Origin of the sequence: Spirilliplanes yamanashiensis (assembly GCF_016863475.1) — a bacterium.
Classification (GTDB): domain Bacteria; phylum Actinomycetota; class Actinomycetes; order Mycobacteriales; family Micromonosporaceae; genus Spirilliplanes; species Spirilliplanes yamanashiensis.
In genome coordinates this window covers 181,079-200,371 of sequence record NZ_BOOY01000008.1, presented here as the reverse complement: position 1 = coordinate 200,371, position 19,293 = coordinate 181,079, and the positions used below count along the sequence as shown (strand labels likewise).

At 74.3% G+C, this 19,293-nt stretch carries 19 protein-coding genes; 10 read left to right on the top strand and 9 right to left on the bottom strand.

Going from position 1 to position 19,293, the window contains the following annotated elements; all coding sequences use genetic code 11:
- Positions 1 to 13: 13 nt before the first annotated feature.
- The 3 genes from lysS to Sya03_RS07860 all read left to right on the top strand — a co-directional run bounded on the left by lysS (position 14) and on the right by Sya03_RS07860 (position 4,853).
- Positions 14 to 1,522 carry a lysine--tRNA ligase gene (lysS, locus tag Sya03_RS07870; RefSeq protein ID WP_203937523.1) on the top strand — a complete coding sequence of 503 codons (1,509 nt, stop codon included), beginning with the start codon at positions 14 to 16 and terminating at the stop codon, positions 1,520 to 1,522.
- A gap of 92 nt (positions 1,523 to 1,614) precedes the next feature.
- Complete coding sequence (locus Sya03_RS07865) at positions 1,615 to 1,968, top strand: histone-like nucleoid-structuring protein Lsr2 (RefSeq protein WP_203937522.1); 354 nt, start codon at positions 1,615 to 1,617, stop codon at positions 1,966 to 1,968.
- A 356-nt stretch (positions 1,969 to 2,324) separates the two neighbouring features.
- Positions 2,325 to 4,853 (top strand): ATP-dependent Clp protease ATP-binding subunit, encoded by a 2,529-nt coding sequence (locus Sya03_RS07860; protein WP_203937521.1) that lies wholly within the window; start codon positions 2,325 to 2,327, stop codon positions 4,851 to 4,853.
- A gap of 65 nt (positions 4,854 to 4,918) precedes the next feature.
- Here Sya03_RS07860 and Sya03_RS07855 read toward each other — a convergent pair whose 3' ends face one another.
- The gene (locus Sya03_RS07855) at positions 4,919 to 5,380 is read right to left on the bottom strand and encodes a VOC family protein (RefSeq protein ID WP_203937520.1); all 462 of its coding nucleotides are present in this window, start codon (positions 5,378 to 5,380) and stop codon (positions 4,919 to 4,921) included.
- Between the two features lie 113 nt (positions 5,381 to 5,493).
- Between Sya03_RS07855 and Sya03_RS07850 the strand changes: the two genes are divergently transcribed.
- A complete protein-coding gene (locus tag Sya03_RS07850; protein WP_203937519.1) occupies positions 5,494 to 6,501 on the top strand; it encodes a helix-turn-helix transcriptional regulator in 1,008 nt (335 codons plus the stop codon).
- 27 nt (positions 6,502 to 6,528) lie between these two features.
- Positions 6,529 to 7,113, top strand: coding sequence for a TetR/AcrR family transcriptional regulator (locus Sya03_RS07845; protein ID WP_203937518.1), 585 nt, complete (start codon positions 6,529 to 6,531; stop codon positions 7,111 to 7,113).
- Positions 7,114 to 7,128: 15 nt separating this feature from the next.
- On the opposite strand, the gene Sya03_RS07840 is transcribed toward Sya03_RS07845, so the two are convergent.
- From Sya03_RS07840 to Sya03_RS07830, 3 genes are all read right to left on the bottom strand, one after another.
- Positions 7,129 to 8,325 (bottom strand): mannosyltransferase family protein, encoded by a 1,197-nt coding sequence (locus tag Sya03_RS07840; protein WP_203937517.1) that lies wholly within the window; start codon positions 8,323 to 8,325, stop codon positions 7,129 to 7,131.
- Positions 8,322 to 9,308: a glycosyltransferase family 2 protein gene (locus Sya03_RS07835; RefSeq protein ID WP_239107192.1), complete on the bottom strand. Its 987-nt coding sequence runs from the start codon at positions 9,306 to 9,308 to the stop codon at positions 8,322 to 8,324. The genes Sya03_RS07840 and Sya03_RS07835 overlap by 4 nt, the downstream gene beginning before the upstream one ends.
- Positions 9,309 to 9,518: 210 nt before the next feature.
- Positions 9,519 to 10,427 (bottom strand): HhH-GPD family protein, encoded by a 909-nt coding sequence (locus Sya03_RS07830; protein WP_203937515.1) that lies wholly within the window; start codon positions 10,425 to 10,427, stop codon positions 9,519 to 9,521.
- Between the two features lie 63 nt (positions 10,428 to 10,490).
- On the opposite strand from Sya03_RS07830, the gene Sya03_RS07825 reads away from it, so the two are divergent.
- The 3 genes from Sya03_RS07825 to Sya03_RS07815 all read left to right on the top strand — a co-directional run bounded on the left by Sya03_RS07825 (position 10,491) and on the right by Sya03_RS07815 (position 12,386).
- Complete coding sequence (locus Sya03_RS07825; protein ID WP_203937514.1) at positions 10,491 to 11,003, top strand: glycine cleavage system transcriptional repressor; 513 nt, start codon at positions 10,491 to 10,493, stop codon at positions 11,001 to 11,003.
- On the top strand, positions 11,000 to 11,542 hold the full coding sequence (locus Sya03_RS07820; protein ID WP_203937513.1) for a peptide deformylase: 543 nt from the start codon (positions 11,000 to 11,002) through the stop codon (positions 11,540 to 11,542). The genes Sya03_RS07825 and Sya03_RS07820 overlap by 4 nt, the downstream gene beginning before the upstream one ends.
- A gap of 82 nt (positions 11,543 to 11,624) precedes the next feature.
- Positions 11,625 to 12,386, top strand: a complete 762-nt coding sequence (locus tag Sya03_RS07815) for an adhesin (protein ID WP_203937512.1) — start codon at positions 11,625 to 11,627, stop codon at positions 12,384 to 12,386.
- On the opposite strand, the gene Sya03_RS07810 is transcribed toward Sya03_RS07815, so the two are convergent.
- The 5 genes from Sya03_RS07810 to Sya03_RS07790 all read right to left on the bottom strand — a co-directional run bounded on the left by Sya03_RS07810 (position 12,383) and on the right by Sya03_RS07790 (position 17,373).
- Positions 12,383 to 12,916, bottom strand: coding sequence for a dihydrofolate reductase family protein (locus Sya03_RS07810; RefSeq protein WP_203937511.1), 534 nt, complete (start codon positions 12,914 to 12,916; stop codon positions 12,383 to 12,385). The genes Sya03_RS07815 and Sya03_RS07810 overlap by 4 nt on opposite strands.
- 2 nt (positions 12,917 to 12,918) lie before the next feature.
- Positions 12,919 to 14,112: a DNA integrity scanning diadenylate cyclase DisA gene (gene disA / locus Sya03_RS07805; protein WP_203937510.1), complete on the bottom strand. Its 1,194-nt coding sequence runs from the start codon at positions 14,110 to 14,112 to the stop codon at positions 12,919 to 12,921.
- 88 nt (positions 14,113 to 14,200) lie between these two features.
- A complete protein-coding gene (gene radA / locus Sya03_RS07800; protein ID WP_203937509.1) occupies positions 14,201 to 15,631 on the bottom strand; it encodes a DNA repair protein RadA in 1,431 nt (476 codons plus the stop codon).
- Between the two features lie 37 nt (positions 15,632 to 15,668).
- Positions 15,669 to 16,436, bottom strand: a complete 768-nt coding sequence (locus Sya03_RS07795) for a copper chaperone PCu(A)C domain-containing protein (protein ID WP_203937508.1) — start codon at positions 16,434 to 16,436, stop codon at positions 15,669 to 15,671.
- A gap of 94 nt (positions 16,437 to 16,530) precedes the next feature.
- Positions 16,531 to 17,373: a UbiA family prenyltransferase gene (locus tag Sya03_RS07790; RefSeq protein ID WP_203937507.1), complete on the bottom strand. Its 843-nt coding sequence runs from the start codon at positions 17,371 to 17,373 to the stop codon at positions 16,531 to 16,533.
- Between the two features lie 46 nt (positions 17,374 to 17,419).
- Here Sya03_RS07790 and Sya03_RS07785 point away from each other — a divergent pair, with 46 nt between their 5' ends.
- Positions 17,420 to 18,133: a methyltransferase domain-containing protein gene (locus tag Sya03_RS07785; protein WP_203937506.1), complete on the top strand. Its 714-nt coding sequence runs from the start codon at positions 17,420 to 17,422 to the stop codon at positions 18,131 to 18,133.
- On the top strand, positions 18,123 to 19,289 hold the full coding sequence (locus Sya03_RS07780; protein ID WP_203937505.1) for an acyl-CoA dehydrogenase family protein: 1,167 nt from the start codon (positions 18,123 to 18,125) through the stop codon (positions 19,287 to 19,289). The genes Sya03_RS07785 and Sya03_RS07780 overlap by 11 nt, the downstream gene beginning before the upstream one ends.
- The last annotated feature ends 4 nt before the right edge of the window (positions 19,290 to 19,293 follow it).

Genomic DNA, 19,293 nt, shown 5'->3' with positions numbered 1-19,293 from the left:
AGAGAGCCGTGCCGTGAGCGAGCAGAATCCCGTACCCGCCGACCCCGCCGAGGACCTCCCCGAGCAGATGCGGGTGCGCCGGTCCAAGCGGGACCGCCTGCTCGCCGAGGGGGTGGAGCCGTACCCGGTGGGCTACCCCCGCACCGCCACGCTCGCCGAGGTCCGCGAGCGCTACACCGACCTGCCGATCGACCACGCCACCGGCGACACGGTCGGCGTGACGGGCCGGGTGATCTTCATCCGGAACACCGGCAAGCTGTGCTTCGCGACGCTGCGCGACGGCGACGGCACCGAGCTGCAGGCCATGCTCAGCCTCGACCGGGTCGGCGCCGACTCGCTGGCGGCCTGGAAGGCCACCGTCGACCTGGGCGACCTGGTCGGCGTCACCGGCGAGGTCATCACCAGCCGGCGCGGCGAGCTGTCCGTGCTGGCCGCCTCGTGGCAGATCACCGCCAAGGCGCTGCGCCCGCTGCCGGTGGCGCACAAGCCGCTGAGCGAGGAGTCCCGGGTCCGCCAGCGCTACGTCGACCTGATCGTGCGCCCGCAGGCCCGCGACATGGTGCGCACCCGCGCGACGGTCGTGCGCAGCCTGCGCGAGTCGCTGCACCGGCGGAATTATCTCGAGGTGGAAACGCCAATGTTGCAACTGGTGCACGGCGGCGCCGCCGCCCGGCCATTTGTGACGCACAGCAATGCACTCGACACCGATCTCTATCTGCGGATCGCGCCCGAGCTGTTTCTCAAGCGCGCCGTGGTCGGCGGCATCGAGCGGGTCTTCGAGATCAACCGCAACTTCCGTAATGAGGGCGTCGACTCCTCGCACTCGCCGGAGTTCGCGATGTTGGAGGCCTACCAGGCGTACGCCGACTACGACGTGATGGCCGTCAACACCCGTGAATGGGTGCAGGAGGCCGCGTACGCGCTGACCGGCTCACACGTCGTTACGCACGCCGACGGCACCGAGGTCGACCTCGGCGGCGAGTGGCGGTCGGTCACCCTCTACGGCGTGCTGTCCGAGGCGCTCGGCGAGGAGGTGACCGTCGACACCGACATCGCGGTGCTGCGCCGGCACGCCGAGAAGCACGACGTGAGCGCCGACCCGAAGTGGGGCCCGGGCAAGCTCGCCGAGGAACTGTTCGAGGAACTGGTCGTGCCGTCGCTGCAGGCGCCCACGTTCGTCCGCGACTACCCGGAGGAGACGTCGCCGCTGACCCGGGCCCACCGTGACACCCCCGGCCTGGCCGAGAAGTGGGACCTGTACGTGCAGGGCTTCGAGCTGGGCACGGCGTACTCCGAGCTGGTCGACCCGGTCGTGCAGCGCGAGCGGTTCGCCGCCCAGGCCGTGCTGGCCGCCGGCGGCGACGCCGAGGCCATGCGCCTCGACGAGGACTTCCTGCGGGCCATGGAGTACGGAATGCCCCCGGCCGGCGGCATGGGAATGGGAATCGACCGGCTGCTGATGGCGTTGACCGGTCTGGGGATTCGGGAAACGATCCTCTTCCCGTTGGTGCGCGCCGAGTAGTTTTCGGCAGGTCCATTGACGAACGGCTCGGCAGTAGCGTTATTGTTCTCCTGATTGCAGGGGAACTCTGTTCGTTGGAAGGACATGCGGGCGTGGCCAAGCAGATCATTCACAAGCTCGTCGACGACCTCGACGGAGGCGACGCCGACGAGACCGTCAAGTTCGCGCTGGACGGCATTCAGTACGAGATCGACCTGTCGGAGAAGAACGCCGACAAATTGCGGGACGCCTTCGCGCCGTACGTGGCCGCCGGCTCCAAGGTCGGCCGGGGCGGCGTCGTCGTGGGCGGCCGGGCGGCGCGCGGGCGGGGCGGCGCGACCGCCGACCGCGAGCAGAACAAGGCCATCCGCGAGTGGGCCAAGAAGAACGGCAAGGACATCTCCGACCGGGGCCGCATCCCGCAGGAGATCGTCGACGAGTTCCACGCGAAGGGCCCCGGTCGCTGACCGGAGCTCCCGCTCGTGAAGGCCCGTGGCGCCGCCGCGGGCCTTCGGCGTCTCCGGGACACCCCGCGGGCCCCTGTGGCAGGGTTGTCCACAGGTGTGGACGACGTTGTCCACAGGCTGTGGACAACTTTCCGGCCTCCCGGATTTCGCTGTGCGCGTAGCGCCGGGGCGCGAGGAACAGCCGCTGAGCGTGCAGAGTTGTGGAAAACATCGCCGGTAGCAGACCCGAGCAGTGACGACGGCCGCAGATCGGTCGGCCTCCGGCGATAGAGTGAGACAAGCGGTCACCTACCGGGTGCCCGCGCGCTGGCCCCGCCAGTCTCCATTGGCGCACGGCACGTGAGGAGCACGAGGGCATGTTCGAGCGGTTCACCGACCGAGCGCGACGGGTTGTCGTCCTGGCCCAAGAAGAGGCCCGGATGCTCAACCACAACTACATCGGCACGGAACACATCCTGCTGGGCCTGATCCACGAGGGCGAAGGCGTTGCCGCGAAGGCTCTGGAGAGCCTCGGCATCTCCCTCGAGGGCGTCCGCCAGCAGGTCGAGGAGATCATCGGCCAGGGCCAGCAGGCTCCCAGCGGGCACATCCCGTTCACGCCGCGGGCCAAGAAGGTGCTGGAGCTCTCGCTGCGCGAGGCGCTGCAGCTCGGCCACAACTACATCGGCACGGAGCACATCCTGCTCGGCCTGATCCGCGAGGGCGAGGGCGTCGCCGCCCAGGTCCTCGTCAAGCTCGGCGCCGACCTCAACCGGGTGCGCCAGCAGGTCATCCAGCTCCTCTCCGGCTACCAGGGCAAGGAGCCGGCCGCGGCCGGCACCGCCACGGGCGAGGCCGCGCCGTCGACGAGCCTGGTGCTCGACCAGTTCGGCCGCAACCTCACCCAGGCCGCCCGCGAGGGCAAGCTCGACCCGGTCATCGGGCGCGAGAAGGAGATCGAGCGGGTCATGCAGGTGCTGTCCCGCCGCACCAAGAACAACCCGGTGCTGATCGGCGAGCCCGGCGTCGGCAAGACCGCCGTCGTCGAGGGGCTGAGCCAGTCCATCGTCAAGGGCGAGGTGCCCGAGACGCTCAAGGACAAGCAGCTCTACACGCTCGACCTCGGCGCCCTGGTCGCCGGTTCCCGCTACCGCGGTGACTTCGAGGAGCGCCTGAAGAAGGTGCTCAAGGAGATCCGCACGCGCGGCGACATCATCCTCTTCATCGACGAGATCCACACCCTGGTCGGCGCCGGCGCCGCCGAGGGCGCGATCGACGCGGCCTCGATCCTGAAGCCGATGCTCGCCCGCGGTGAGCTCCAGACCATCGGCGCCACCACGCTCGACGAGTACCGCAAGCACCTCGAGAAGGACGCGGCCCTCGAGCGCCGCTTCCAGCCGATCCAGGTGGGTGAGCCGTCGCTGGCCCACACCATCGAGATCCTCAAGGGCCTGCGCGACCGCTACGAGGCGCACCACCGGATCAGCATCACCGACGCGGCCCTGGTCGCGGCGGCGACGCTGGCCGACCGCTACATCTCCGACCGCTTCCTGCCGGACAAGGCGATCGACCTGATCGACGAGGCCGGCGCCCGGATGCGCATCCGCCGCATGACCGCGCCGCCGGACCTGCGCGACTTCGACGAGCGCATCGCCCAAGTGCGCCGCGACAAGGAGTCCGCGATCGACGCGCAGGACTTCGAGCGGGCCGCGCAGCTGCGCGACAAGGAGAAGCAGCTGCTGGGCCAGAAGGCGCAGCGGGAGAAGGAGTGGAAGGCGGGCGACCTCGACGTCGTCAGCGAGGTCGACGACGAGCAGATCGCCGAGGTCCTCGGCAACTGGACCGGCATCCCGGTCTACAAGCTGACCGAGGAGGAGACCTCCCGGCTGCTGCGCATGGAGGACGAGCTGCACAAGCGGGTCGTCGGCCAGGAGGACGCGGTCAAGGCGGTCTCGAAGGCGATCCGGCGCACCCGGGCCGGCCTCAAGGACCCGAAGCGCCCGTCCGGCTCGTTCATCTTCGCCGGCCCTTCGGGTGTCGGTAAGACCGAGCTGTCCAAGGCGCTGGCCGAGTTCCTGTTCGGCTCCGAGGACGCGCTGATCCAGCTCGACATGTCCGAGTTCCACGACCGCTACACGGTGTCCCGCCTCGTCGGCGCGCCCCCCGGCTACGTCGGTTACGACGAGGGTGGCCAGCTGACCGAGAAGGTCCGCCGCAAGCCGTTCAGCGTGGTCCTGTTCGACGAGATCGAGAAGGCCCACCCGGACGTCTTCAACACCCTCCTGCAGATCCTGGAGGACGGCCGGCTCACCGACGGTCAGGGCCGCATCGTGGACTTCAAGAACACGGTGATCATCCTGACCACCAACCTGGGCACCCGCGACGTGGCCAAGGCCGTGTCGCTCGGCTTCCAGGCGTCGGAGGACACCGAGTCCAACTACGACCGGATGAAGCAGAAGGTCAACGACGAGCTCAAGCAGCACTTCCGGCCTGAGTTCCTCAACCGCATCGACGACACGATCGTCTTCCACCAGCTGCGGCAGGAGGAGATCCTCCACATCGTGGACATCTTCACCGCCCGCATCGAGGGCCAGCTCAAGAACAAGGACATGGGCCTCGAGCTGACGGACAACGCCAAGAAGTACCTGGCGAAGAAGGGCTTCGACCCGGTCCTGGGCGCCCGGCCGCTGCGCCGGACGATCCAGCGGGACCTGGAGGACACCCTTTCCGAGCAGATCCTCTTCAACGAGCTGCGCCCCGGCCAGATCGTCGTCGTGGACTGCGAGGGCGACCCGAACAACATCGAGAAGTCCAAGCTGGTGTTCAACGGATCCGACCGTCCGGTCGAGATCCCGGACGCGGTGCCCGCCGACCTCGGCGCCTCCGCGGCGACCGACGAGGCGTAGCCGCTTCGCGCGCCGACGGCCCGGTTCCCCCGCCTCGGGGGAGCCGGGCCGTTCGCTGTGTCCGGTCAGCCGGCGTACGGGGCGGCGACGTCGAGGATCCACGTGACGCCGAAGCGGTCGGTGAGCATCCCGAAGCCCGGGGCCCAGGCCGACGGGCCGTACTTCTCGATGACGTCGGCGCCGTCGGCGAGCTTGTCCCACAGCGCGCCGACCTCCTCGGCGGTCTCGCCGCGGACGGAGACGAAGAACCGCTCGCCGGTCAGGGTCATGCCGTCGGCGCGGGTGGTGGCGGCCGGCGCGCTCGCGGCGGGGGCGTGGCCGGGCACGTCGTAGGCCATGATGCCGAAGCCGTTGTCGGCGGTGACCTGCCCGAACACCACCTTGTCGGCGTCCGGCAGGTCCCGCGGCATGCCGAAGTCGCCGTACTCCACGACGGTGAGGCGGCCACCGAACACGGACTGGTAGAACTCCAGCGCCGCGCGGGCGTCGCCGCGGAAGTTCAGGTGGGTGGTGGTGGAGATGGCCATGCTGGCTCCTCGGGTCGTCGTTCCCGGCCGGATCGCCTGGTGACCGGCTGGAGGACCAGGTTCGCAGCAGTGGGTGCCAGGTTGTGGCACCTTCTTCGGGCATGATCGGCCCCATGCCGACAACCTCCTCGCGGCTGCTGGCCTTGCTGTCGCTGCTGCAGACCCGCCGCAACTGGTCGGGCACCGTGCTGGCCGACCGCATGGACGTCAGCCTGCGCACCGTGCGCCGCGACATCGACCGGCTCCGCGAGCTCGGCTACCCGATCGCCGCCGTCAAGGGCCCCGACGGTGGTTACCGGCTCGGCGCCGGCGCCGACCTGCCCCCGCTGCTGTTCGACGACGACCAGGCCGTCGCCCTCACCGTCGCCCTGCAGGTCGCCGCGACCACCCAGGGCAGCGGCCTCGCGGAGGCCGCCGCGCGGGCGCTCAACACCGTCCGGCAGGTGCTGCCCTCCCGGCTACGGCACCGCGTCGGCGCCCTCGACGTCAGCGCCGTCGACCGGCCCGCCACCGACCCGGCCGGACCGGTCGACGGCGACGTGCTCCTGGCGGTCAGCGCCGCCGTGCGCGCCCGCGAGACCCTGCGCTTCGACTACGGCCCGGCGAGCACCGGCGGGGCGCCGCGCCGCGCCGAACCGCACCACGTCGTCACCTGGGACGGCCGCTGGTACGTCGTCGCCTGGGACCTCGACCAAGCGGACTGGCGCACCTTCCGCGCCGACCGGATGTCGCTGCGCACCCCCAACGGACCCCGCTTCACCCCCCGGCGGCTGCCCGGTGGGGACGTCGCCACGTACGTCACCGGCGTCTTCCGGGGCTCCGGCGACGGCTCCGGGGAGTGGCCCTGCCGCGGCACGGTGATCCTCGACCTGCCCGCGGCCACCGTGGCGCTCTACACCTGCGACGGCGTCGTCGAGGCCGTCGACGCCGGCCGCTGCCGGCTCACCACGGGATCGTGGTCGTGGGCCGGCCTGGCCGCCGCCGTCGCCCGGTACGACGCCGACATCGAGGTCGTCGGCCCCGCCGAACTCACCGCGGCCTTCGCGCGCCTGGCCCGCCGGTTCGCCCGGACCGCCGCCCGTCCCCGTACGGGGGACAACCGGGCCGATGTGGCCCGGTGACCCCCGACTACCTTCGTAGTGTCGGTCATGTCCCGACGTGAGGAATCGCTGACCGCCGCCGTCGAGGTGCTCGGGAGCCGGGGGCTCCGGCATCTCACCCACCGCGCCGTCGACGAGCAGGCCGGCATGCCCATGGGCTCCACCAGCAACCACTTCCGCACCCGGGAGGCGCTGGTCGCCGCGGTGATCGAGCACCTGGCCGCGCGGGAGCGCACCGCCTGGCAGGCCGTCGCCGCCGCGTTCCGGCCCGACTCGCCCGCCACCCTGGCCGCCGGGCTCGCGGCGTACGTGCAGCACATGGTCGGCCCGGCGCGGGCGCTGACGCTCGCCCGGTTCGCGGTGTTCACGGAGGTGGCGGTGGAGCCGGCGTTCCGGCCGCTGATCGCCGGCAACGAGGAGCTGGTGCGCTCCCTGCTGGCCGGCTGGCTGGCCGACGTGGGCTCGGCCGACCCGGACGTCCACTGCCGCCTGGTGATCGACCAGCTCGACGGGCTCATCCTGCGCGAGCTGGTCTTCGCCGAGCCGGACTTCGACCCGCAGGAGGCGCTCGCCGAGCTGCTGGTCGCCCTGGCCGGGGAGCACGGGCCGATCCCGGTGGGCGCCTGGACCTGACGGCCGGGCGGCGGGTCAGGCGACGAGGAACGTGCCCGCCATGAACGCCGTCAGGAGCACCGCCTGCAGCGCCACCCCGGTCGTCAGCACGACGCGGTCGACGACCGGGCGGGCGCCCAGGCGGGCCAGCACGAGGAACACCGCCACCGCCTCCATCGCGTACCGCGCCGACGACTGCATCGCCCGGCCGCCCACCTCCGTCGACATCAGCAGGACCAGGGTCAGCGCCGAGTACGCCACCAGGTACAGCTGGTCGCGGCGGAACCGGTACGGGCCCCACACGCACAGCGCCAGCAGCACCGCCGCGACCAGCACCGTGCCCGCGTCCAGGGCGGCGCCGAGCGTGGCGGGGTGCAGCGGGCCGTGCCCGGCGCCCTGCCGCACGGCGATCAGCCAGGATTCGCCCGGGATCGTGTAGCGGCGCCCCCACTGGTCCTGGGCGGTGCTGAAGGCGAGCGGGTCGCCCAGGTCCACCCAGCAGTAGGCGGCGTACGCGACCACGCCGAGCGGCACCAGCGCGAGCCCCAGCACGTCGGCGCGGATGCGGCGCGGCCGCCACCCGCGGTGCCGCAGGTACTCGATCGCCAGGGGCAGCAGGAGCAGCAGGCCGAACAGGCGGGTGGCGGACGCCAGCGCCCCCAGCGCCCCGGCGAGCCACCAGTGCCCGCGCCGGGCGGCGTACAGGGCGCCGACGGCCAGCAGGAGGAACAGCGACTCGTTGTAGCCGATGAACAGGAAGAACCCGGTCGGGAACACCGCCAGGTACCAGGCGGCGCGCTGCGCCACCTCCGGCCCGAACTCGTGCTCGGCCAGCCGGTGCAGCACCGCCAGCGCGCCGAACGCGGCCGCGTTGGCGACGACCAGGGCGCCGACCAGGGCGCCGCCCGGCAGCACGACGTCGGCGGCCCGCACCAGCATCGGGAACAGCGGGAAGAACGCGGGGAAGCCCGGCCCGAGGTGGTAGCCGCTCTCGGCGATCCGCACGTAGTGCCCGGCGTCCCACCGGTTCCAGTCCAGCACCACCGACCACAGGTCCGGGGCGCGGCCGCCGCGCGGCAGCCAGGCCAGCGCGGTCACCGCGAGGTGGACGACGGTGGCGGCGGCCCAGACCGCGGCCGCCGCCCGGCACGCCGCGCGCCACGGCCGGCGGGCCGGCGGCGGGGCGTCGCCGGGCGCGGCGACCCGGTCGGGGACGACCAGTGCGGTGCTCATCGGCCGGCCGCGGCGTGCCGGCGCGGGGCGGCGTGCGAGTCGAACGCCACCACGTACGCGGGGCGGCTCTGCACGGTGGTGAAGATGCGCGCCACGTACTCGCCGAGCAGCCCCAGGCACAGCAGCTGCACCGCGCCGAGGAACACCAGCGCCACGAACATCGACGCCCAGCCGGGGACCACCGAGCCCCACAGGTACGCCGCCAGCGCCGCGCCCCCGAGCACCACGCACAGCGCCACCCCGGCGCAGCCCAGCCACGTCGCCATCCGCAGCGGGGCGGCGGAGAAGCCGGTGATGCTGTCGAGCGCCAGCCGCACCATCCTGGACAGCGGGTACTTCGACCGGCCGGCGGCGCGGGACGCCCGGGCGTACGCCACCTCGCCGCTGGGCAGCCCCAGCCACGGCACGAGCAGGCGGTAGACGGGCAGGTGCTCGGGCAGCTCGGTGAGCGCGTCCACCGCCGCCCGGCTGAGCAGCCGGAAGTCGCCCGCGTTCGCGGGCACGGCGGCGCCGACCACGCGGCGCACCAGCCGGTAGTAGAGGCCCGCCGTCCACCGCTTGAACGGGGTGTCGGTGCGGCGGTCCGTGCGCACGCCGTGCACGACGTCGAGCCCCGCCGACTCGGCGAGCAGCAGCATCTCGGCGATCACTTCGGGCGGGTCCTGCAGGTCGACGTCGATGCTGACGACGTACTGCCCGCGGGAGCGGTGCAGCCCGGCGGTGAGCGCGTTCTGGTGGCCGCTGTTGCGCCGCAGCCGGACGGTGCGCAGCTCCGGCCACCGCCGCCGCAGGCCCTCCAGCACGGCCGGGGTGGCATCGCGGCTGCCGTCGTCGACGGTGAGCACCTCGTACGTCACGCCGAGGCCGTCGAGCACCGGGCGCAGCCGCTCGGCGAACAGCGGCAGCACGTCCTGCTCGTCGAACACGGGCACGACGACGGACAGCCGCGGCGCCGCCTCCCGTTCCAGGATCGGTGTGGTCACCATGGCCTCCCCTGCCGGCGATCTTCGGTCGCGACGAGGCTTCCCGGCCGAAGGTCACAACGCCGTCTATGCGCGCGGGGCTGGCACGAAGTCGGGAGAGCGGGTGGTTGCGGTGGGGGTTCCGGGGTGGGTGGCCCACTCCGGGCGGTCAGGCTTGATCCCTCCGTGGGCCACCCACCCCGGAACCCGTGCGCCCGCTGCGGCCGGTGGCTAGACCGGTGTGGCCGGGGGTGGGCGGTCGCCGGCCAGGACGAAGTGGGTCGCGTCGTCCGTCACCGGTTCCACCAGGCCGTCGGTGACCAGGGCGGCCAGGGCGCGGGCGCGCTGCACCTCGTCCGGCCACACCGCGTCCAGGCGGGGGCGGGGGACCGGGCCGTGGGCCTCGCGCAGCACGGCCATCATGAGTCCGCGCACCTGACGGTCGGTGCCGGCGTACCCCTGCGGGCGGCGGCTGGGGCCCTGGGCCGGGACGGCGCCGGCGGCGCGCCACGCGCAGCGGGCCACCAGCGGGCAGTCCGCGCAGCGCGGCGAGCGGGCCACGCAGAGCAGCGCGCCCAGCTCCATGAACGCGATGCTGGCGCGGGCGGCGCGCGCGTCGTCGGCCGGGAGCAGGGCGGCGGTCTCGACGAGGTCCGCGGCGGTGGTGGTGGGGCCGGCGTCGGGCAGGCCGTTGACGGCGCGGGCCACGACGCGGCGCACGTTGGTGTCGACCACCGGGTGGCGCCGGCCGTACGCGAACGTGGCGACGGCGCGGGCCGTGTACGTGCCGATGCCGGGCAGGGCCAGCAGCGCGTCCAGGTCGTCCGGCACCTCGCCGCCGTGCCGCTCCACCAGCGCCACCGCGCACGCGTGCAGGCGCATCGCGCGGCGCGGGTAGCCGAGCCGGCCCCACATGCGGATCGCCTCGGCAGGGGTGTCGGCGGCCAGCGCGGCGGGCGTCGGCCAGCGGGTCAGCCAGCTGCGCCAGGCCGGCTCCACACGCACGACCGGGGTCTGCTGGAGCATCACCTCGCTCACCAGCACCGCCCACGCGGACGTGCCGGGGACGCGCCAGGGCAGGTCACGGGCGTTGCGGTCGTACCACTCGATGCAGGCGTCGGCCACGGTCGTATCGGTCATCGCCGGACCATCCTCACACGGCCCGGTGCCCGCGCCGCCAACCGGATGGGGGAGACTGCCGGGGTGAACGAGCTCGCCATCACCGTCATCGGGCACGACCGGCCCGGCATCGTCGCGGACGTCGCCGAGGTCCTCGGCGGGCTCGGCGCGAACCTGACCGACTCCACCATGACCCGGCTGCGCGGCCACTTCGCGTGGACGCTGGTGTGCAACGGTCCCGAGGCCGACGCCGTGTCGCAGGCCCTCGAACCGCTCACCGCGGACGGCCGCCTGCTCGCCACCGTGCGGGCCGTCACGCCCGAGGAGGACGAGGCGGACGCCGGCGAGCCGCACCTGGTGAGCGTGCACGGCGCCGACCGGCTCGGCATCGTCGCCGCCGTGACCCGCGAGGTCGCCGCGGCCGGCGGCAACATCACCGACCTGACCACCCGGCTCGCCGGGCTGCTGTACGTGCTCGTCGCCGAGGTGTCCCTGCCCGCCGGCGCGGCCGCCGGCCTGTCCGAGCGCCTCGCCGCCGCCGCGAAGGAACTGGACGTCGAGATCACCCTCCGCCGGGCGGAAAGCGACCTGCTGTGACGCTCGGTGACTGGACGCCGGACACGCTCGGTACCGGACGGGTGCTGCCGGTGGTCAGCGCCCCCGAGCCGGTGCTCAGCCGCGTCGGCGCCGAGGTCGACCCGGCCGACCCGGACGTGGTGCGCCTGGCCGCCGACCTGATCGCCACCATGCGCGTCTCGCCGGGGTGCGTCGGGCTGGCCGCCCCGCAGGTCGGCGTCAGCGCCCAGGTGTTCTGCGTCGACGTCACCGGCCACCCGAAGGCCGGCACGGTGCACGGGGTGTTCGCCCTGTGCAACGCCAAGATCGTCGAGGCGAGCCGGTGGCGGCCCGGCCGCGAGGGCTGCATGTCGGTGCCCGATCTGACCGGCGACGTCAAGCGCGCCGGCCGCGTCGTCGTCGAGGCCGCCCTGCCCGGTACCGGCGAGCCGGTGCGGCTCGTCACCGACGCGTTCGAGGCGCGCGCCCTGCAGCACGAGATCGACCACTGTGCCGGTCTGCTGTTCCTCGATCGGGTGGTCGGCCCCCACGCCATCTATCAGCGCAAGGTGTACCTGTGACACTGTGCGGTTGCGAGGAGCAGTCGCATCCCCGGCGCGTCGCCGCCGGGCGCGGGACCCGCGGCGCTAACGTGTGCACATCATGCGTGCGACGGTCGGACCCCTGCCCCCAGCCGTTTACTGGCGGCGACGCCTCGTCGTGCTGGCAGGCGTCCTGATCCTCGTACTGTTCGTCGCACTGTCCTGCACGGGCGGTGACGACGACAAGGCGCAGCCGCCCGGCGGCACCGGTGCCACCACCCCGATGCCCGGCGCCAGCGGCAACAGCGGCGGGTCCAGCACCGGCGTCCTCACGCCCCAGGTCGACGAGCCGTCCTTCGCGGACAGTGCGCCGGTCGGTGGCGGCCCCGCCGCCCCGGCGCCCACGGACGTCCCCGCCGGCCCGGTCTCGGCCGCGCCCGGCCTGCCCGCCGCCGACCCGGGCGTCCCGCCGAACGGCACCGGCCCGTGCACCGACGCGGAGATGGCGCTGACGCCGATCCCGGCCCGCGCCACCACCAAGCGCGGCCAGCCGCTCAACCTGCAGCTCGTCATCAAGAACGTCTCGGCCCGCACCTGCGCCCGCGACGTCGGCGCCGACGTGCAGGAGATCTACATCAAGCAGGGCGCCGCGAAGATCTGGTCGTCCGACGTGTGCGCCGTGGCCGCCGGGCCGGGCTCCAAGGTGGAGACGTTCATCCCGGGCGGCGTGCGCACCTACTACGTGACGTGGAACGGCCGCGACTCCAGCCGGTGCACCGGCGGCATGGCGGCGGGCAACTTCCCGCTCGCCGGCCAGTACGAGGTCATGGGCCGCCTGGGCGCGAAGGTCAGCAACCCCGCGCCGATCACCGTCGCCGCCTAGGGCAGCGGGCCGATCACCCGGAACCGCAGGTTCGTCACCGCCCCCGCGCGGGTCACCGACAGCGGCTCCAGCTCGACCTGACCGACGCCCGGGCGCCCCACCAGGCGCACCCCGTCGCCCAGCAGCACCGGCGCCACGTGCACCAGCACCTCGTCCAGCAGGCCGGCGTCGAGGCACTCGCGGGCCGCCTCGGCGCCGAACACCAGCACGTCCCGGCCGCCCGCCGCCTCCTGCGCCGCGGCGACGGCCTCGTGGATGTCGCCGTGCAGGGTGGTCACGCCCGGCGGGGCGTCGTCGAGCGGGCGGTTCGTCAGCACGAACACCGGCACCCGCCCCGGCTCGCCGAACAGGGCGGCGCCGCCGGCCACGGCCGCCTCGAACGCGTTGCGGCCCGCCAGGATCGCGCCGGTGGTGCGCAGGACCGCGTCGGCCTCCGGATTGGGGCCGGCGTGCCGGAACACGCCCTCCATGCGGTGGCCGGGGCCGGCGATGAAGCCGTCCAGCGACATGGTGGCGTGCCACAGCAGCATGGCTACACGTACCGCTCCAGGATGGACGCCTCCGCCAGGCGGGAGAGGCCCTCGCGGACGCCGCGGGCGCGGGCGTCGCCCACCCCGTCGACGGCCTGGAGGTCCTCGACGGTGGCGCCGAGCAGGCGCTGGAGGCTGCCGAAGTGGTCGACCAGCCGGTCGACGACCGAGCCGGGCAGGCGGGGCACCTTGGCGAGCAGGCGGAAGCCGCGCGGGCTGACGGCCGCGTCGAGCGCGTCGGACGCGCCCGGGTAGCCGATCGCCTTCGCCACCGCCACCAGGTCGATCAGCTCGGTGGCCGAGAGCAGGTCGAGCTCGACCAGCGCCTCGTCGAGGGTGCGGGCCTTGCGGCCGCTCGGCAGGTAGTCGCGGATGACCAGGGTGCGGTCGGCGTCGACGCCGGCCATCAGCTCGTCGAGCTGGAGGGCGAGCAGGCGGCCGTCGGTGCCCAGCTCGACCACGTAGCCGGCGATCTCGTCGGCGATGCGGCGCACCATCTCGAGGCGCTGCACGACCGCGACGGCGTCGCGCACCGTCACCAGGTCCTCGATCTCCAGCGCACTGAGCGTGCCGGACACCTCGTCGAGGCGCAGCTTGTAGCGCTCGAGCGTGGCGAGGGCCTGGTTGGCGCGGGACAGGATCGCCGCGGAGTCGTCGAGGACGTGCCGCTGGCCGTTCACGTAGAGGCCGATGATGTGCATCGACTGGCTGACCGAGATGACCGGGTAGCCGGACTGCTTCGCGACGCGCTCGGCGGTGCGGTGCCGGGTGCCCGACTCCTCCGACGGGATGCCCGGGTCGGGCATGAGGTGCACGGCGGCGCGCACGATGCGGGTGCCGTCGCTGGACAGCACCACGGCGCCGTCCATCTTGCACAGCTCGCGCAGCCGGGTGGAGGAGAACTCGACGTCGAGCCGGAAGCCGCCGGTGCAGATCGCCTCGACGGTGGCGTCGTAGCCCAGCACGATGAGGGCGCCGGTGCGGCCGCGCAGGATGCGTTCGAGCCCGTCGCGCAGGGCGGTGCCGGGGGCCATCAGCGCGAGGTTGGCGCGCAGCGGGTCGGCGGTGGTGCCGGGGGTGACCGCGGCCGGCGCGGCGGGCGGCGTCACGGGGCGCGGCGGGGTCGAGCCGTTCGCCGCAGGCCGCAGCGCGGGGCTGCCGGCGGCGGGCCGGGAGGCGTCACGGTCGAGGGGCACTCGTACAGTCTACGAACCGCCGCAGCAGTACGACCGTCCCGGTTCGGCCACAACTGCGCAGCGTGAGAACCGTTCACCGTCGGTGACCTCAGCCGGCCGACGCGCGGGCCGCCGCCTGCAGCGCGCCGCGCACGTCGCCGACCTCCACGACCTGCATGTTCTCCGGTCTGACGCCGGTGGAGTCGGGCCCGCAGCCGGGCGGGACGAGCGCGGACCGGAAGCCCAGCCGGGCCGCCTCGGCCAACCGGCGCGGGACGGCACCGACCCGGCGTACCTCGCCCGTGAGCCCGACCTCGCCGATGGCCACGAGGGTGGGCGCCATGGCGAGGTTGAGCCCGCCGGACGCGACGGCCAGCGCCAGCGCCAGGTCGGCGGCCGGCTCGACGACCCGGATGCCGCCGACGGTGGCCGCGAAGACCTCCTTGTCGTGCAGCGTGAGGCGCTCGGTGCGGCGCTGGAGCACCGCCAGCACCATGGCCAGCCGGGCGCTGTCAAGGCCGGAGACGGTACGCCGTGGGGAGCCGGCCACCGTGGCGCCGATCAGCGCCTGCACCTCGGTGACGAGCGCCCGGCGGCCCTCCATCGCCACGGTGGCGCAGGTGCCGGGCACGGGCTCGGCGTAGCGGGTGAGGAACAGCCCGGACGGGTCGGGCAGCCCGGTGATGCCGGACTCGCTCATCTCGAAGCAGCCGACCTCGTCGGCGGCGCCGAACCGGTTCTTCACGCCGCGCACCAGGCGCAGCGACGAGTGCTTGTCGCCCTCGAAGTGCAGCACCACGTCGACCAGGTGCTCCAGCACCCGGGGGCCGGCCACCTGGCCGTCCTTCGTGACGTGGCCGACCAGCACGACGGCGAGGCCGCGCTCCTTGGCGACGCTGACCAGCGCGGCGGTGACCGCCCGGACCTGGGTGACGCCGCCCTGCACGCCCTCGCTGCCGGACGTGGAGATGGTCTGCACCGAGTCGAGCACCAGCAGGCCGGGCCGCACCGCGTCGAGGTGGCCGAGGACGGCGCCCAGGTCGCTCTCGGCCGCCAGGTAGAGCTGCTCGTGCAGGGCGCCGAGGCGCTCGGCGCGCAGCCGCACCTGGCTCACCGACTCCTCGCCGCTGACCACCAGCGACGGCGTGCCGGAGCTGGCCGCCCACTGCTGGGCCACGTCGAGCAGCAGGGTGGACTTGCCGACGCCGGGCTCGCCCGCGAGCAGTACCACCGCACCGGGCACGAGGCCGCCGCCGAGCACCCGGTCGAGCTCGCCGACGCCCGTGGGGCGGGCCTTGGCCGCCGTGGCGCTGATGGTGGCGATGGGGCGGGCCGGCTCGCCCGGGAGGCGCGAGCTGACCACCTTGCCCGCGACGAGCGGGCCGCCGACGGTGCACTCCACGACGGAGCCCCACTCGCCGCACTCGGGGCAGCGGCCGAGCCACTTCGGCGGCTGGTGACCGCAGGCGTCGCACTCGTACGCCGGGCGGTCCTTGCTCGCGGGCCGGGCCCGTGGGGTCGTCTTGGCGGTCACCCGCAAACGCTAACCCGGGGGTACGACACCGCCGGGCGACACGTCAGCCGTGGTCCTCGCCCGTGCCGATGCCCTCGTTCAGCTTGACGCTGCCGCGCGGGGCCGGCGACAGCGGCGACGCCACCGGGGCGGCCACGACGAGCGGCTGGCCGGTGCCGAACTCGAACACCAGGTTGACCGAGTTGCCCGGGCGCAGCGGCCCGGACAGGCCGACGAGCTGCAGCGACGGCGAGTCACCGGGGCGGAAGTCGACCGTGCCGAGCGGCTCGATGGTGAACCGGGCGGGCACGCCCTGCGCCGACGAGGTCTGCTGACCGGCGCCCGGCGCGCCGGCGCCCTCGGACGCGACGGCCGACGGGATGGACGTGGGCGCGGCCGAGTCCTCCGGCAGCGGGACGGCCGGCGGCCGGCTGCCCGACGGCTCCAGGTCGCCCGACGGCGCGGTGGCCGTGGAGGTGGGCGCCGGGCCGACCAGGTTGACGCTGCGGGCCGACAGCACGCCCGCGGCCTGCGTGGCGCTGGGCGCGCTGCTGACCGTCACCGTGATGGGCCGGGTGGTCTGGTTGAACAGGTGCACCTCGAGCGGCACGTTGGCGCCCGCCGGGTAGCCCTGCGGCGAGCCGTACGCCACCGACAGGCCGCGGATCAGCAGGCTGCCGTCGGCGCTCTCGGCCGACGCCGAGTAGACCGACGCGTCCTTCAGGGCGGTCTCGGCGATCTGGCCGGCGCCGCAGGCCGACAGGGCCGCGACGGCCGCCGCGGCGGCCCCGGCCAGCAGTGCGGCTCGGCGGGTCCCCATCGTGCGCGTCACGTCGGTCCTCCTCGATCACCGGAACGCGAAACGGCCAAACACAGGCCACCCGTCAGCCTAGATGGCCACGATCCGGACCGTGCGGCGACCCGCGTCAAAAGGCCTCCGGGCCGCTCAGCACCAGCAGGACCACGTCGATGAGCGCCACGACCATGACCGCCCGGAACATCGCGACCGGCCGCTGCCCGCGCCGCTGCGCCCGGTGGCCCGCGTACCCGCCCAGCGGCAGGACCACCGCGGCGGCCGCGGCCGCGGCGACGCCCGTCCACGACGGCGGCCCGGGCGGCCCGAGGACCAGGGCCAGGGTGGCGCCGAGCAGCAGCACCGCGGCGGCCACCTGGGAGCCGCGCGCGCCGATGCGGTGCGGCAGGCCGCGCACGCCGGTGGCGGCGTCGTCGGCCAGGTCGGGCAGCACGTTGGCGAAGTGGGCGCCGCCGCCGAGCAGCGCGCCCGCCGCGACCAGCCAGGCGGGCGGCAGCTCGTCGCCGGGCAGGGCCAGCACCACGAACGCGGGCAGCAGCCCGAACGCCACCAGGTACGGCAGCACCGACAGCGGGGTCGACTTCAGCGGCCAGTCGTAGAGCAGCGCGAAGACGCCGATGAGCGTGATGGTGACCGTGGCGGCCCAGCCGAACGGCAGCCCGAAGAACGGGATGGACACCGAGGACACCAGCCCGGCGATGCCGACCGCGCGGCGGCTGACCTGCCCGGTCGCGACGGGCTTGTCGGCGCGCCCGGCCACCCGGTCGCGGCCGGCGTCGAGCCAGTCGTTGACCCAGCCGACGGCGAACTGCGTCGAAGCGACGGCGGCGGCCACCCCGGCCAGCCGCCACCCGCGGTGCCCCACACCGGCCGCGAGCAGCGTCAACGCCAGGGTGACGGCCCCGCCCGGCTCGGGATGGCAGGACCGGAGCAGACCGACCAGTGATCGCAGCATGACGTGCAGTGTGGTGGGAAGCGTCGATGCATGCCAGGCTCGTCGCATGGTCACGCTCGCGCCGAACGACCCGCGCCAGTACGACGACCTGGCGGGCGAGTGGTGGCGCCCCGGCGGGGCGTTCGAGGTGTTGCACTGGCTCGCCGCCGCGCGGGCCCGGCTGGTGCCGGCCGCGACCCGGCGCGGCGCGTTGCTCGTGGACGTCGGCTGCGGCGGCGGCCTGCTCGCCCCGCACCTGGTCGGCAAGGGCTACCGGCACGTCGGGGTCGACCTGCGCCGGGCGGGCCTGGAGCAGGCGGCGGCCCGCGCGGCGCTGCCCGTGCAGGGTGACGCGGTCCGGCTGCCGCTGCGCACCGCGTGCGCCGACGTCGTCGTCGCCGGCGAGATCCTCGAGCACGTCACCGACCTGCCGGGCGCCGTCGCCGAGCTGTGCCGGGTGCTGCGTCCCGGCGGCCTGCTGGTGCTCGACACCGTCAACGCCACCGCGCTGAGTCGATTCGTGATCGTCACCGTCGGGGAGCGTTTGCCGGGGGTGCCACGGGGGATCCACGACGCGGCGCTGTTCGTCGACCCCGCCCGGCTCACCGCCGAGTGCGCGCGGCACGGCGTGCGCCTGCGGGTCCGCGGCCTGCGACCCAGCGCCTCCGGCATGGTCCGCTGGCTCACCGGCCGCACCGGCGGCCGGATCGTCCCGTCCCGGTCGACGGCGGTGCTCTACCAGGGCGCCGGCCGCAAGGAGGAGGCAGCAGATGGTCGGTGACCCGGTGACGGAGGCGCGCCGGCTGGCGCCCCGGTTCGCGGCGCGCGCGGGCGCGTCCGACCGCGACGGTGGCTTCCCGGTCGACGACTTCGCCGACCTGCGCGCGGCCGGGCTGTTCGGGCTGATGGTGCCCGCCGCGCTGGGCGGCGCGGGCGCGGGCTTCCGGACGTACGCGGAGACCGCCTACGAGCTGGCCCGCGGCAACGGCGCCACCGCCCTGGTGTTCAACATGCACGCCTCGGTCACGGGCGCGCTCGGCGCGGTCACCCCCGAGCTGGCCGAGGCGCTGGGCCTGCCGGACGAGGCGATCGCCGCCCGCGACGGGTACCTGCGCGCGGCCGCCGCCGGCAGCTGGTACGCGGTCGCCATGAGCGAGCGCGGCGCCGGCTCCCGGCTGTCGCAGCTGTCCACCGTGTACGAGCCGGTGGACGGCGGCTACCACCTGAAGGGCTCGAAGACGTTCTGCTCGGGCGCGGGGCACGCCGACGCGTACCTGGTGGCCGCCCGCAGCGTGACCGACCAGGCCGTGGTGTCGCAGTTCCTGGTGCCGGCGGGCGACGGCCTGACCGTCGAGCCGACCTGGGACGCCCTCGGCATGCGCGCGACCGGCTCGCACGACCTGCACGTCGACGCCACCGTGCCGCAGGGCGCGCTGCTCGGCGGCGTGGAGGGCCTGGCGCTGGTCGTCGCGCAGCTCATGCCGCACTGGATGGTGGCCAGCTACGCGGCCGTCTACGTCGGGGTGGCCCAGTCGGCCGTGGACGCGGCGGTGGCGCACGTCCGCGAGCGGCGGCTGACCGGGCTGCCGGCGGTCCGGGCCCGGATCGGCCGCGCGGACGCGGCGGTGGCCGCGGCCCGGCTGGCGGTGTTCGAGGCCGCCCGCCGCGTCGACGAGGCGCCGGGCGACCCGGAGACCAACCAGTGGGTGTGGCGGGCGAAGCTGCTGGCCGGCACGACGGCGGCCGAGGTGGCCGCGTCGATGCTGGAGGCGGCCGGCACGTCGGCGATGCGGCGCGGGCACCCGCTGGAGCGCCTCTACCGCGACGCGCGGGCCGGTTCGCTGCAACCGGCCACGTCGGACGTCTGCGCGGACTGGCTGGGCGTGGAGGCGCTCGGCGGCGACCCGGACTCCGACGGGTCGGCGCCGCGCTGGTGAATCG